This window comes from Belliella pelovolcani, from assembly GCF_900156785.1.
In the GTDB taxonomy this organism is placed as follows: Bacteria; Bacteroidota; Bacteroidia; order Cytophagales; family Cyclobacteriaceae; genus Belliella; species Belliella pelovolcani.
The window spans coordinates 92,192-104,792 of sequence record NZ_FTOP01000006.1 but is presented as its reverse complement, the minus strand read 5'-3'; the positions used below and the strand labels follow the sequence as shown (position 1 = coordinate 104,792).

At 38.6% G+C, this 12,601-nt stretch carries 12 protein-coding genes; 4 read left to right on the top strand and 8 right to left on the bottom strand.

Annotated elements, in window-relative coordinates:
• Positions 1–8: 8 nt before the first annotated feature.
• The 3 genes from dut to BW935_RS08595 all read right to left on the bottom strand — a co-directional run bounded on the left by dut (position 9) and on the right by BW935_RS08595 (position 2,825).
• Positions 9–443 (bottom strand): dUTP diphosphatase, encoded by a 435-nt coding sequence (gene dut, locus BW935_RS08605; RefSeq protein WP_076500600.1) that lies wholly within the window; start codon positions 441–443, stop codon positions 9–11.
• A gap of 61 nt (positions 444–504) precedes the next feature.
• Positions 505–2,016 (bottom strand): lipopolysaccharide biosynthesis protein, encoded by a 1,512-nt coding sequence (locus BW935_RS08600; protein WP_076500599.1) that lies wholly within the window; start codon positions 2,014–2,016, stop codon positions 505–507.
• A gap of 23 nt (positions 2,017–2,039) precedes the next feature.
• Positions 2,040–2,825, bottom strand: a complete 786-nt coding sequence (locus BW935_RS08595; protein WP_076500598.1) for an enoyl-CoA hydratase/isomerase family protein — start codon at positions 2,823–2,825, stop codon at positions 2,040–2,042.
• A gap of 227 nt (positions 2,826–3,052) precedes the next feature.
• Here BW935_RS08595 and BW935_RS08590 point away from each other — a divergent pair, with 227 nt between their 5' ends.
• From BW935_RS08590 to BW935_RS08575, 4 genes are all read left to right on the top strand, one after another.
• Entirely contained in the window at positions 3,053–4,507 is a 1,455-nt protein-coding gene (locus tag BW935_RS08590) for an NADP-dependent isocitrate dehydrogenase (protein WP_076500597.1), read from the top strand.
• Positions 4,508–4,663: 156 nt separating this feature from the next.
• The gene (locus BW935_RS08585) at positions 4,664–5,392 is read left to right on the top strand and encodes a DUF3784 domain-containing protein (RefSeq protein WP_084565894.1); all 729 of its coding nucleotides are present in this window, start codon (positions 4,664–4,666) and stop codon (positions 5,390–5,392) included.
• Between the two features lie 106 nt (positions 5,393–5,498).
• Entirely contained in the window at positions 5,499–6,059 is a 561-nt protein-coding gene (locus BW935_RS18060; RefSeq protein ID WP_084565892.1) for a GRAM domain-containing protein, read from the top strand.
• A 70-nt stretch (positions 6,060–6,129) separates the two neighbouring features.
• Entirely contained in the window at positions 6,130–7,308 is a 1,179-nt protein-coding gene (locus tag BW935_RS08575; RefSeq protein WP_076500595.1) for a DUF4221 family protein, read from the top strand.
• 296 nt (positions 7,309–7,604) lie between these two features.
• Here BW935_RS08575 and typA read toward each other — a convergent pair whose 3' ends face one another.
• From typA to BW935_RS08545, 5 genes are all read right to left on the bottom strand, one after another.
• Positions 7,605–9,410 carry a translational GTPase TypA gene (typA, locus tag BW935_RS08570; protein ID WP_076500594.1) on the bottom strand — a complete coding sequence of 602 codons (1,806 nt, stop codon included), beginning with the start codon at positions 9,408–9,410 and terminating at the stop codon, positions 7,605–7,607.
• Between the two features lie 388 nt (positions 9,411–9,798).
• Positions 9,799–10,488, bottom strand: a complete 690-nt coding sequence (locus BW935_RS08560) for a hypothetical protein (protein WP_076500592.1) — start codon at positions 10,486–10,488, stop codon at positions 9,799–9,801.
• Positions 10,485–11,153 carry a hypothetical protein gene (locus BW935_RS08555; RefSeq protein ID WP_076500590.1) on the bottom strand — a complete coding sequence of 223 codons (669 nt, stop codon included), beginning with the start codon at positions 11,151–11,153 and terminating at the stop codon, positions 10,485–10,487. Before BW935_RS08555 ends, BW935_RS08560 begins: the two co-directional genes overlap by 4 nt.
• A 10-nt stretch (positions 11,154–11,163) precedes the next feature.
• The gene (locus tag BW935_RS08550) at positions 11,164–11,874 is read right to left on the bottom strand and encodes a hypothetical protein (RefSeq protein WP_076500587.1); all 711 of its coding nucleotides are present in this window, start codon (positions 11,872–11,874) and stop codon (positions 11,164–11,166) included.
• Positions 11,871–12,554 (bottom strand): hypothetical protein, encoded by a 684-nt coding sequence (locus BW935_RS08545; RefSeq protein WP_076500584.1) that lies wholly within the window; start codon positions 12,552–12,554, stop codon positions 11,871–11,873. Before BW935_RS08545 ends, BW935_RS08550 begins: the two co-directional genes overlap by 4 nt.
• Positions 12,555–12,601: the final 47 nt, after the last annotated feature.

Here is a 12,601-nt window from a genome sequence, read left to right as displayed (position 1 = left end):
GCAACTGATTAAGATTTTCCTGTGCTGCCGTATCCTCCAGCACCCCTTTCTGTATCTGACAGTACATCAGATTCCTCCCAGTTGATCTGCTCGTGTTTGCTTATCACCATCTGGGCAATCCTTTCTCCATCTTCTATTGTAAATGGTTCTTGGGAAAGATTGACCAAAAGAACTTTGATTTCTCCCCTGTAATCAGCATCTACAGTTCCAGGGCTATTTAGGACTGTTAGGCCATATTTAAATGCCAAGCCAGAACGCGGCCGGATTTGCGCCTCGTATCCTTCTGGCAACTCTATGAATAAGCCCGTACCAATCAATTTGCGCTCCAATGATCCTAAAGTAACTGGCTCATCTATGTTTGCTCTTAGATCTAAACCTGCCGATTGGGGAGTCTGGTAAGCAGGTAATGGATGTTTGGATTGATTGATTACTTTTACTTTCATACAATATTTTGATTTTAAGATAAGAGGTCAGTTTCAAGCTATCGATGATCTATAAATAGACTTATTTCTTATTTCTAAGAAAAATCGTGACCTGCTCTTTTTCAAGTAGCAAAATTAGAATAAGAAAAGGAACCGCCATCAAGTTTCTAAAGATAAATTGGAGTACAGCATAATCGGATTCCAAATAAAAGCCTGCATAACTCAAAACAGTTGCTGTTAAGATATAAAGAATAGCCTTTCCAGTTTGGTATGGAATGGGGAAGAATTTTTGACCGTATAAATAACATGCAACAGACATGATCAAATAACAGAATAAGGTACTCAAAGCCGCTCCCATATAACCAATTTTTGGAACCAAAATCAATATGGTAGTAATCGTAATCGCAGCCCCAAGCAGGGTGAAATAGAAACTGTACTTCGTGTGGTCAGTGAGCTTAAACCAGATACTCAAATTGAAATATATGCCTAAAAACAAATAACCTAATAATAAAACAGGGACAATGTACATGACGTCCATGTAGGCTTGTTCTACCAAGATGACTTTGCCGATTAAGTCCAAATTGACTGAAACCACAATCATCAGCGATGAACAAAATATCACAAAAGCATGCATGACTTTGGCGAAAAGTTCCGGACTGTTTCTATCAGCAGCTTGATTGAAGAAAAAAGGTTCTGCAGCAAATTTGAATGCTTGAATAATCAAGCTCATGAAAATAGCCAGTCTGAAATTAGCACCAAATAACCCTCCTGCTTCTCTCGCTGTCAAGCCAGAGTAGAACCCATCAGGGATGACATATTCAAAGAGCCATCTTGAAAAAACCTCGTTTGTCACTCCCGCAAGACCCATGAATAGAAGGGGGATGGAATATTTCCACATGGGCTTTAGAAATGCGAAGTCTAATTGGAATCTGAATGTCCCTGATAAATATAGAAGAATTGGGATCATCAGCGCATTTGCTATCAGATTAGATAACAGAATGTATTCAAAGCCCCAATCGGGGTGATAATAGCTATTGACGAACTCTTGTAATCCTGTCCAGTAATCGCCATTCCAGATATGATAGCTCACAGCGATTAGGAGAATGTTGAAGCCGACATTCAAAAGAATGTTGCTCAATTTGGATAAAGCAAACTGAAGTGCTTTGTTCTCCACCCTGAGTTTGGCATAGGGTACAGCCAAGATGGCGTCAATGGTCAAGATACCTGCTACCCATCGAAAAAGATAAGCCTTTCCTTCATAATCCAGCCAAATGCTCAGTTGCTCAGCAGTGATAAAAATAATAGATCCAAGACTTAATGAGCTTATTAGTAAGAGAGATTGAACCTGTGCGTAAACTTTCTTTTGTTCTAATCCTTTTCCAGTATAAAAACGAAAGAAAGTAGTCTCCATGCCATAGGTAAAGAGCACATTGAGGAAAGCAATTAGGGCATAAATGTTGGTAAATGAACCAAGCGCTTCCTTGTCAAGATAGACTATGTAGAGTGGGAGGAGTAAAAAATTGATGGTCCTACCTAGGATGCTACTAATGCCGTAAATGGCAGTCTGCCCAGCAAGTTTTTTCAGTTGACCCATTCTAGAAAAAGAAAAAAGGGGAATTACTCCCCTTTGAAGATTGGTTTTCTCTTTTCGAGGAATGCAGTAGTTCCTTCTTTGTAATCTCCCGATTTCACACAACGGGCAAAGCTATTGGCTTCAGTTTGATAGCCATTTTCTTCCCTATTGTAAACAGAATTAACACAGTCCACGATCATACCGATAGCTAGAGGGGCTTTGGTCATGATTTTTTTCAGGATATCTTCTGCTCTTTCCATAGCATCTGCCTTAGTCGCTAAAACGTGATTGACTAGACCAAGGCTTTTGGCTTCCTCTGCTCCAATCATGTCCCCAGTCATCATCAGTTCATTCGCTTTACCTCTTCCGATCAGGTAGGTGAGCCTTTGTGTGCCGCCATAGCCTGGGATGATGCCGAGGTTGACTTCAGGTTGGCCAAATTTAGCATTGGCAGCAGCCACACGCATGTGACAAGCCATCGCCAACTCACAGCCGCCACCCAATGCAAAGCCGTTGATCACAGCAATCACAGGTTTGTGGCAGTTTTCTATCAAACTGAAAACATCTTGTCCATTTTCAGCAAATTTTCTAGCGTTGAGTTCGTTGAGCTCAGCGATTTCACTGATATCTGCACCTGCGATAAAAGCTTTTTCTCCAGAGCCGGTGATGATGACTCCTTTGATTTCTTTGTTATCTACTACCTCATTAAAAACATTTCTGATCTCTTCAAGGGTATCAAAATTGAGGGCGTTAAGCTTGGATTCTCTGTTAACTGTCAGATAGAGAATTCCTTCTTTTTCTTCGGAGAGAATGTTTTTTTGTTCAGCCATGTGTTTTGGTGAATGTTAGAAATCAAATATACAAGTAGCACTTTCAATCCCAAAGCATTTACTCGGAAAATACGCATATCATCAATTCAGCGTGGGAATCAAGCTCCTCGACCGCTCTTCATATATGATAGGTATTATGCTAATTTATAATAGGTTTACCCCCTGATTTCAGCCTTTTTTTGCTATTTTTGTCACATTCAGAATATTCAACTAAATATACAACATATATGTCATCAAAAAGAAAAATTACCGTAGCCTATGGTGATGGAATCGGTCCAGAAATCATGAAAGCCACCCTTAATATCTTGGAAGCTGCTGGCGCTCAACTGGAATACGATGTGATCGAAATCGGCGAACAGGTATATTTGAAAGGTATCAGCTCTGGTATGGAGCCCAAGGCTTTTGATTCACTGAGAGAGACAAAGGTATTTTTGAAGTCTCCGATCACGACGCCTCAAGGTGGTGGATTCAAGAGTTTGAATGTGACTACTAGAAAATCTTTTGGACTTTTTGCAAATGTAAGACCATGCAAAGCTTATTCGCCCTTTGTAAAGACTCACTTCCCTAAGACTGATTTGGTCATCATCAGGGAAAATGAGGAGGATCTTTACGCTGGTATCGAGCATAGACAGACAGAGGAAGTGTATCAGACTTTGAAGTTGATCTCCCAGCCAGGCTCTGAGAAGATCATCAGGTATGCATTTGAATACGCTAAGAAATACAATAGAAAGAAGGTCACTTGTATGACTAAGGACAATATCATGAAGTTGGCCGATGGACTTTTCCATAAGACCTTCGACAAGATTGCCAAAGAATACCCAGAAATCGAGACAGATCATAAAATCATCGATATCGGGTCAGCGCTGATTGCGGAGAGACCTGAGATTTTTGATGTTATTGTGACCTTGAACCTTTATGGAGATATCATTTCCGATATTGCTGCACAGGTGACAGGTTCTGTGGGCTTAGGTGGCTCTGCTAACGTAGGCGCAGAGGTAGCCATGTTTGAAGCGATCCATGGTTCTGCACCTGATATCGCAGGAATGGATATGGCCAATCCATCAGGACTATTGAATGGGGCCATTTCCATGTTGGTACATATCGGGCAGCCTGAAGTAGCTGAGAAAGTAGCCAATGCTTGGATGAAGACGCTTGAAGATGGTATCCATACAGGTGATATCTATCAAGAAGGAATCTCCAAAGTCAAAGTAGGAACGCAAGCATTTGCTCAGGCAGTGATCGAAAGATTGGGTCAAACTCCAAGTAATATGACGCCTGCTAGTTTCGACAAATCAGACAATTCACCGATTAATATTCAGCTAAGCCCAGTGACCAAAGCGAAGAAAGAATTGGTGGGTGTAGATGTATTTATCGATTGGGATGAGGCTGGTAGAAATCCAGATGTAATAGGCGAAGGTCTAAGAAAAGCAGATGCCAATGGACTTAAGCTACACCTGATCACCAACAGAGGTGTGAAGGTATTTCCTGAAGGTCAGCCTGAGACATTCTGTACCGATCACTGGAGATGTAGATTCAAAACTGCCGACCAAAGCGTCATCAGCCATGAAGATGTATTGGAGCTACTTCGTCAGATCAAGGAGCTTGGATTTGACTTCATCAAGACCGAACACCTGTATACATTCGACGGTGAGAGAGGCTATAGCTTGGCTCAAGGAGAGTAAGAAAAGGATGAAGGTTGAAGGATGAATTAGAAACCGCTTGTGCGGGAGTTAATATTAAAGCCGGGCAGAGATGCTCGGTTTTTTTTATTTTCTTGATTTCGAAATGTTTTATTTTTGATAGATGAATTGTATTAGTAAAACTGTGAATTATAAATTATGATCATTACTGCCCTAACTTTAATCGCTCTTGGTTTCTTGGTAAAAGTCTTTCCAAATCTAATTGCTGGCTATAACACCATGTCTCAAAGGCAAAAGGAAAATGTAGATATTGAAGGCTTATCTACTTTTATGAGAAACGCCCTTGTGTTGTTGGGGGCTTTGGTGATCGTAGGATACTATGTATTGAATTGGCTTGAGTTAGCTTCTGCATTGAGTTATTTTGTTCCAGGAATAATATTGATAGGTGTTGCTTTGATGGTATGGAAGGCTAGAAAGTACGATCACAATAAGGAGAAGCTCGTGGATTCTCGATTTAAAGTGGTCTTTACTGTTATAGTTTTAGTTTTTGCTTTTGGAAGTATAGTTTATGGTGTGATTCCTTCGGGCTATGAGTTAAACAATGAGCGATTGAAATTTTCAGGGGCTTATGGATTTGAATTGAAAACTAAAGCTGTCGAATCTGTGGAGCTGTTAGTAAAAGCACCTGCTATCAAGGCTCGTACAAATGGCTTAGGTCTTGGTCAAGTTAAAAAGGGCTTTTTTAATGTGGAAGGCATAGGAAAGACTCGCTTGTTGATTCATTCTAGTGAAGGTCCTTTTTTGAAAATAACCACACTTGCAGGAGAAACTATCATTATCAATTTCAAAGAGAAGGAAAAAACAGAGCTGATTTATAAAGCCGTCCAAGCTGTGATGGAAATTAATAATGGTAACTCTCTAAAATAGGAAAAGAAAAAATTTAAGAGTACGAGTTTTATTTAGAATGACGGTAGACCCACTATCGATTTACATTTGAGGGTAGGGTATAGATTTTAATCCATTAAAGATACTTATGATGAAGAACGTTACATTTGACTTGAATTTGAAACAACGACTTGTTTTTGCAATTACTTCAGGTGTTGTTTATTCCTTCTCTCTCTTTTTGATTGACTGGATGTTTGGAGGAGATGTAAAGTCTACCAAGGAGTTGGTTTTTATGGGGGTTTTCTTTGGAGGAGTATTTGGTGTTGGTTTTCCGTTTTTGATGGAGAGGTTAGGTGCCCCGATGATCGAGAAGCTAGTAGACTCAATCACACCAGCACTTGAGATGGAAGAGGAAATAGCCTACGTTCAAGCGGCAAATTTATTTCGTGGGATTGAGGGAGTAGGAGGGCAAGTATTTCTGACCAATAAAAGGCTCATTTTCAAAGGACATAAATTCAATATTCAAAGCGGTCAAAAGAATTTCCCTTATGAGGATATACTTAGATGTGAACCTAGAAAGACTGGGGGTCTTATAGACAATGGAATGAGACTTCACACCAAGAGCGGAGAACAGCATGATTTTGTGATCAATGAAAGGGATGGTTTTATAGCTATCTTGAATAAGAGAATCGAGGAGTCAATGAGTTAGATGAAGTTAATAGTTGTTTTTGATTTTTTAAATAGTAACTTAGTTGATTGTATCACTAATCAATAAGTTTATGAAGCATACCTTACCTCTGATTGCACTCGCTTTTGTTATTTTGTTTTCCTGTTCAGAAAAGGGATCTAATTCAGAAAAGCGAACTTTTGCGAATGATTTCATCGAAGTTGGACAAGTCAAACTGGATATAGACTCTATATCAGATTTCAATTTCCCGGAGTTTCAGGTGATCCAAGAAGGAGAGGAGGAGCTATTGCTGGTGATGAACAAGGTTAATTTTTCCTTTGACTTTTATGATTTGGAATCTGGCGAAAAGGTTAAAAGAACAGCTATTCAGAAAGATGAAAAATATCCAATACCTGCTTTGTATGGATTTTGGTATCACAATGCAGATTCGATTTTTTTGTTTAGACAGATGTTATTGAATGGCATTACATTGATCAATGGTGATGGTGAGATTGTGACGCAATACAGTCCGCAAAAAATAGATAGAAGTAGTCCGCAAGCCATGATGAAAAGCATGGTCAATCATTATTCAAGGTCAACCAATCCGACTATTTATGAAAGTGGCAAATTGTACTTTTCAGACATGTCATTAAATGGGTTTTTAAATTCTGCCGAAACGATGGAAGAGTTTAAGCCAGCTGTAGTAGTAGATGTGGAAAATAATGATGTCCAAGTAATAGACCATGTTCGAGTGCCTGATTATTATAAAGGTAAGACTTGGCCAATGGATATGGGTAATTATTCAAGAATCAAGCAAAATAATCAATGGGTTTATGCTTGGGCTGGTATGGATTCAATTTTAGTTTTTGATGAAAATATGCATTTGATTAAATCAGTCAATGCAAAGAGTGAATTTGCCAAGCCATTAAAATTCACTTCGGGTAGTAATCTACCCAAAGACATTCAAATCCAAGAACGTGTTTCTCAAACGACCTATTCCTACATTTTTTATGATCCCTACAGAGAATTGTATTATCGATTTGTCAATATCGGACGTGACATGGACGAATCTGATTCAGAAGATCAATTTCCTCATTTGAAAAATGATTTCAGTATCATCGTCTTGGATAAGGACTTTAATATTTTGACTGAAAAGCGGTTTCTAGGAAAAATTCATTACCCTTATAAGTCATTTGTTGGGGAAAAAGGGCTCTACCTTTCCCGTACCAATCCTTTCTACGATGGACTCAATGAAGATGAAGTAGTATATGATGTTTTAGAGTTTAGATGATTTTGTAAATGTATTGCTTAGTAAAATTCAATAGTGTTGTTTATAAAACAATACTATTGTTGTTTAATAAACTATACTAATGTTGTTTGGTAACGAATAAAATGATAGCCATGGTTATTTGATAAGACCTGTCAGGTTTTCAAAACCTGACAGGTCTGGTCTCCTGATAAAATAAAGAATCTTCGAGGTTTTTTGATTCCGATAGCTATCGTAACCCAAAGGTCAATAAAAAAGACCCCAAAAGTCTTTCAACTTCTAGGGCCATCTTTGTACTTGGTACATTATACTTTTTACATTTATGATTCTTTCTTAGCCATTCTTGCTCTTTCGTTCTCGTCCAAATAGATTTTTCTCATTCGGATAGACTTAGGCGTGATCTCAAGGTATTCATCTTTTTGGATATATTCCATGGCTTCTTCCAAAGAGAATTTCTTTGGAGGTGCGATTCTGGTGTTGTCATCAGAACCTGAAGCACGCATGTTGGTCAGTTTCTTACCTTTCTGTACATTGACTACGATGTCATTGTCACGGGAATTTTCACCGATAACCTGACCTGTGTACAATTCGTCTCCTGGCTCGATGAAGAAAGTACCTCTGTCTTGTAGCTTGTCAATCGCATAAGCTGTACAAGGTCCAGCTTCCATGGAGATCAGTGAGCCGTTGTTTCTTTCAGGGATGTTGCCTTTGAATGGCTCGTAAGCTGAGAATCTGTGGTTCATAATCGCTTCACCTTGGGTAGCCGTCAAGACGTTGTTTCTCAAGCCGATTAGTCCTCTTGAAGGAATTCTGAATTCAAGGTGCTGTAAATCACCTTTTGGCTCCATGACAAGGAGTTCACCTTTTCTTTGGGTAGCCAATTCAATTACTTTTCCAGCGGTTGTCTCAGGTACGTCAACGACCAATACTTCAATTGGCTCGTGTTTTACACCATCGATTTCCTTGAAAATCACTTGAGGTTGACCTACTTGAAGTTCATAACCTTCTCTTCTCATGGTCTCGATCAAGACTGACAAGTGAAGGATACCACGGCCATAGACCAAGAATTTGTCTTCGGAGTCAGTTGATTCTACTCTCAAAGCCAAGTTCTTTTCCATCTCTTTCATCAACCTGTCTCTCAAGTGACGTGAAGTCACAAATTTTCCTTCTTTACCGAAGAAAGGAGAGTTGTTGATTGTGAAGAGCATGTTCATAGTAGGCTCGTCAATAGCAATTCGGGGTAGTGCTTCTGGATTCTCAAGGTCTGCGAGCGTATCACCAATTTCAAAATCGTCGATACCAGTCACTGCACAGATATCACCTGCAACTACCTCTGATACTTTGTTTTTGCCAAGACCTTCGAAAACATGAAGTTCTTTCACTTTTACTTTTTTGAAAACGCCATCAGCTTTACACAAAGTTAATTGTGCTCCTTCTTTGATCGTTCCTCTTTTTACTCTTCCGATAGCTATACGGCCTACGAAGTTAGAGTAATCTAGAGAAGTGATTTGCATTTGAAGTGTACCCTCGTCAATCTTTGGTGCAGGGATGTACTCCAAGATCGCATCCAAAAGTGGTAGAATTGAGTCAGTCTGAGTTTTCCAGTCTGGTCCCATCCAGTTGTTTTTGGCAGAGCCATAAAGTGTTTGGAATTCCAATTGCTCTTCGGTAGCATCCAAGTTGAACATCAATTCAAAAACAGATTCCTGAACTTCGTCGGGTCTACAGTTTTCCTTATCTACTTTATTGACTACTACAATAGGGGTAAGTCCAAGGGCAAGAGCTTTGCCCAATACAAATCTGGTTTGAGGCATTGGACCTTCAAAAGCATCCACCAAAAGGATTACTCCATCAGCCATTTTCAATACCCTTTCTACTTCACCACCAAAGTCGGCGTGACCAGGAGTATCAATGATATTGATTTTATGATCTTTATATCTTACGGATACATTTTTGGAAAGAATGGTGATACCTCTTTCTCTCTCCAAGTCGTTGTTATCCAGGATTAAATCGTCAAACTGTTGATTTTCACGAAAGATTTTAGAAGCATGGATGATTTTGTCCACGAGGGTCGTCTTGCCGTGGTCAACGTGTGCGATAATCGCGATATTCCGAATATTTTGCATTGTAAAATTGAATTAGGGTGCAAATGTAGGAATAAAATTTGGTTTCATCTTGTTGATAGACGAAAGTCCCTAAGATTTAATGATTTGTTCTTTTTGTTCTTTTTGCTTTCAAATTAATTTATTCTTTCTCTTTTGCTGTTTTAATAAAGATATATCTCCCGTCCCTACGGGACTTTTGGGAGGTGCTGTTTTGAATTCCGATTCCGTGGGTTGAAATCCATTGGTAAGATGTTTATCCTGCCCGCCCGGATGCCCGGTCGGACGGGTCGCTGGCACAGGGGGTAAGCTACGTAGGGCTGGCTTATGTCTTAACAAAGGGTTTAACCTGTTGAGAGTAGGTGTGAACGACAGGTCCTGAGTGTCCTTGGTAGGTGGTCTCAGTATATCCTCATTCTCCATAGACCTGGATCAAAGCCTCTGTATCAGCTACGCTTTTCTCTACAATCCTAGGAAGGATAAAAATGCTTACAAACAAAAAGCATAAACAGATCAAAAGTATACTTTGAAAAACAGAAGGAAATACTCCCTCTTGACTTGCTGCTTGTCTATAAACAAAAATATAAGAATATGTACATGTCATTAATCCAAATTGGATATACTGGAAAAAATTGTTAGATGCGATGTAGGAGGCATAGTGCTTGTATTTTTTGTGTTTGCGCCAGTATCGAATGATAATGGTAAAGAAACTGATCAATATAAAACCTATCATCATCGCAATCCATGATTTGGAATCTTCAAACCAGGTTGAGGATTGAAATAAGATCAACAAAACAAGCAAAGGATAGATAATCCTGTAGCTGGTCAATAAGCTTTTGAGTTCCTCCCAATAATATCCTCTCAGTCTCTTTTCAATCAAACCTTTGTAAGACTCTTCTAATCCCGCAAACCCAAAAACCCCAAAAGAGGCATGGACTTTTCGAAAAGCATCAGGCAGGCTGAGCTGTGGGTTTTCCTCCATTAGTACTTCCACCTTGCAAGCGACGTGATCTAAGATTTCATATTGCACATCCACTTGTGGATAACCTTTGTAGGAGATCAGCTTTTTGAGTTGGTCGATTTGGTCATTATCTAACTTCATGATTTGATCAGCTTGAAGGTTTTTAGATTGATGGAACTATAAAGAGATAGTGAATAAAGATTCAAAATAGTTGAATATATAAGCATCATAAGCATAGCCCAGTTTTGGAGTCCGTTGTTATTCAAAATGATTGAGGATAGCATGAAGAAAAAGTTACTGAAATTTAAAACTAGTTGATACCTACCCAAAGCAGCCTGCAAAATCACATTTCTTGGTCGGTGATAATTAGGGTCAAGGTTGAAAGAAAAATAATTTCCTGAATGATATAGTAAGACTATCAAAATCCCTAATGCTGGCAAAAAAGAAAAAACCATCATAACATCAAGGCTTACAAATTGATAAGTCATCATTAGGAACGTGGTATAAATGAATACCCCCAAAACTCTCCAAAAATCCATTTTCCAAAACTTCAATGCTTCTAATTGTGAACCTTGAAGTTCTTGACTGACATTTTTTAAAAGCTCTTTTTCCATATCGCGAACCACCGACCAAGCAAACTCATCATCCAACATTTCTTTTTTTTCAACAAATCCCTCTGGATCTACTTGCTCCAAGGCTGTCACATAATGGTCTAAAAGCTCATTGTAGATTTCTATATATGAAAGACTCAGGCTGTCTAACCTGTCTTTGATGATTTGGATTTCTATGTCAGTTAGTTTTCTCATGGCTTAAAAGTTATCTAAATCGAGGTTTGGAGAGCGTGGTCTTAACTCTATACCTTACTATTGTCAATAGGAGTAGAAGCCATACACCTATTACAGTGGCATAGAGGTATGGTGGTTCAAAAATAATAGGCTGACTCATTGTCTCATCAGTATATATCCCATAAGTAAACAATAGCGGAATCATTACTAATACCATTATAATTCCATGAAGCATCGCGTAACCCTTTGGAGCGTCAGCTTTAGTATGGGCAAAAATGGGTTTGTCATCCTTACTTCTGTAATGATGTTTATGTTTTTTGTTAGCGTAATTTCTCCCGATCATCCAATTTTCAATACTCATAGTAGAGATTACAATCAAATTGAGTAGATGTACTAATGCACCGCTTTTTGGAATCCAACTAGGAAAAGAAATCACTATTCCCAAAATTAACAGCGTGATCCAAATTTTTCTAGTTGTAAATAGAGCTATTAGTTCTTGCTTGAACCTTATGGTATATTCTTTTTTTAAGTTACTCAAATAGTCTCTTCCTGCTTTTCTACAATAGCCAATTGTGAAAGTTTGATCAAGAGATCTCAAGACATTTTCCATTGACTTTGCATCCTCTGATTCCAATGCAGTCTGATAGTGATCCAATACCTCGTCTCGAATTTCAACATACTCGATATGCTTGGCATTGATGTGGTAATGTAGCTTTTCTATATCCTTTTCGCTCAGTTTCATATCAATGCCGTTTTTGATTTGATTTTCCAGACTTCTAATAATGAGATTACATAAAGTGTGAGCAAGACCGTGATAGCGGCTGCTCCTGCTGGCAAAAAGGGTGATAAGTCAATTTGGGAGAAAATTAATTTTGGAACATAAACAAAAAGTTGCGCCATCAAAATAGGAAAATACATGCGCTCAGAGATAGGTAGCGCCAAAGAAGAATTGATTAGAATGCCAATGCCTTTAAATGTTTTCTTGATAGGTCTAAGCTTTTTAAAATTTTGATATCCGAAAGCAATGTTAGCTATTAGTAAAAGGATCAAAGGTGATAACAAAAGAATTCCTAATTCTTCTTCAGTTCTAGCTTGCATGGCTACATAAAAAACCAACACCAAAATCACCACAAGGTACATCCACCTGGAAGCACAGAAATATTTTCTAATTACCATCCATTGTGTTTGATGAATTTCTTCCTTAGCTTTTTTAATGAACCTAAATTGCAAGGAATGGCAATATCCATATGTGAATTTTTGGTCTAATTCAACAAGTTGTTCATTGAATTCCTCTTCAGAAAACTCCTGCAAATGGCTGATATAATGGTCATAGATCTCCATAAGAATCTCTGCTGAGGAAATTTCTTTCCTCATGATAGATTTTCTAATTTCTTGGAGTTCTATTTCTGTTAGTGGACGCATATTTCTGGTTAACCTTTGAGGTCTTTTTTAGACCTCGAAGGTTTTGA

Excerpts from the sequence above, each read along its gene's own strand:
- dut (WP_076500600.1), bottom strand. The coding sequence starts at position 443 with ATGAAAGTAAAAGTAATCAATCAATCCAAACATCCATTACCTGCTTAC.
- BW935_RS08600 (WP_076500599.1), bottom strand. The coding sequence starts at position 2,016 with ATGGGTCAACTGAAAAAACTTGCTGGGCAGACTGCCATTTACGGCATT.
- BW935_RS08595 (WP_076500598.1), bottom strand. The coding sequence starts at position 2,825 with ATGGCTGAACAAAAAAACATTCTCTCCGAAGAAAAAGAAGGAATTCTC.
- BW935_RS08590 (WP_076500597.1), top strand. The coding sequence starts at position 3,053 with ATGTCATCAAAAAGAAAAATTACCGTAGCCTATGGTGATGGAATCGGT.
- BW935_RS08585 (WP_084565894.1), top strand. The coding sequence starts at position 4,664 with ATGATCATTACTGCCCTAACTTTAATCGCTCTTGGTTTCTTGGTAAAA.
- BW935_RS18060 (WP_084565892.1), top strand. The coding sequence starts at position 5,499 with ATGATGAAGAACGTTACATTTGACTTGAATTTGAAACAACGACTTGTT.
- BW935_RS08575 (WP_076500595.1), top strand. The coding sequence starts at position 6,130 with ATGAAGCATACCTTACCTCTGATTGCACTCGCTTTTGTTATTTTGTTT.
- typA (WP_076500594.1), bottom strand. The coding sequence starts at position 9,410 with ATGCAAAATATTCGGAATATCGCGATTATCGCACACGTTGACCACGGC.
- BW935_RS08560 (WP_076500592.1), bottom strand. The coding sequence starts at position 10,488 with ATGAAGTTAGATAATGACCAAATCGACCAACTCAAAAAGCTGATCTCC.
- BW935_RS08555 (WP_076500590.1), bottom strand. The coding sequence starts at position 11,153 with ATGAGAAAACTAACTGACATAGAAATCCAAATCATCAAAGACAGGTTA.
- BW935_RS08550 (WP_076500587.1), bottom strand. The coding sequence starts at position 11,874 with ATGAAACTGAGCGAAAAGGATATAGAAAAGCTACATTACCACATCAAT.
- BW935_RS08545 (WP_076500584.1), bottom strand. The coding sequence starts at position 12,554 with ATGCGTCCACTAACAGAAATAGAACTCCAAGAAATTAGAAAATCTATC.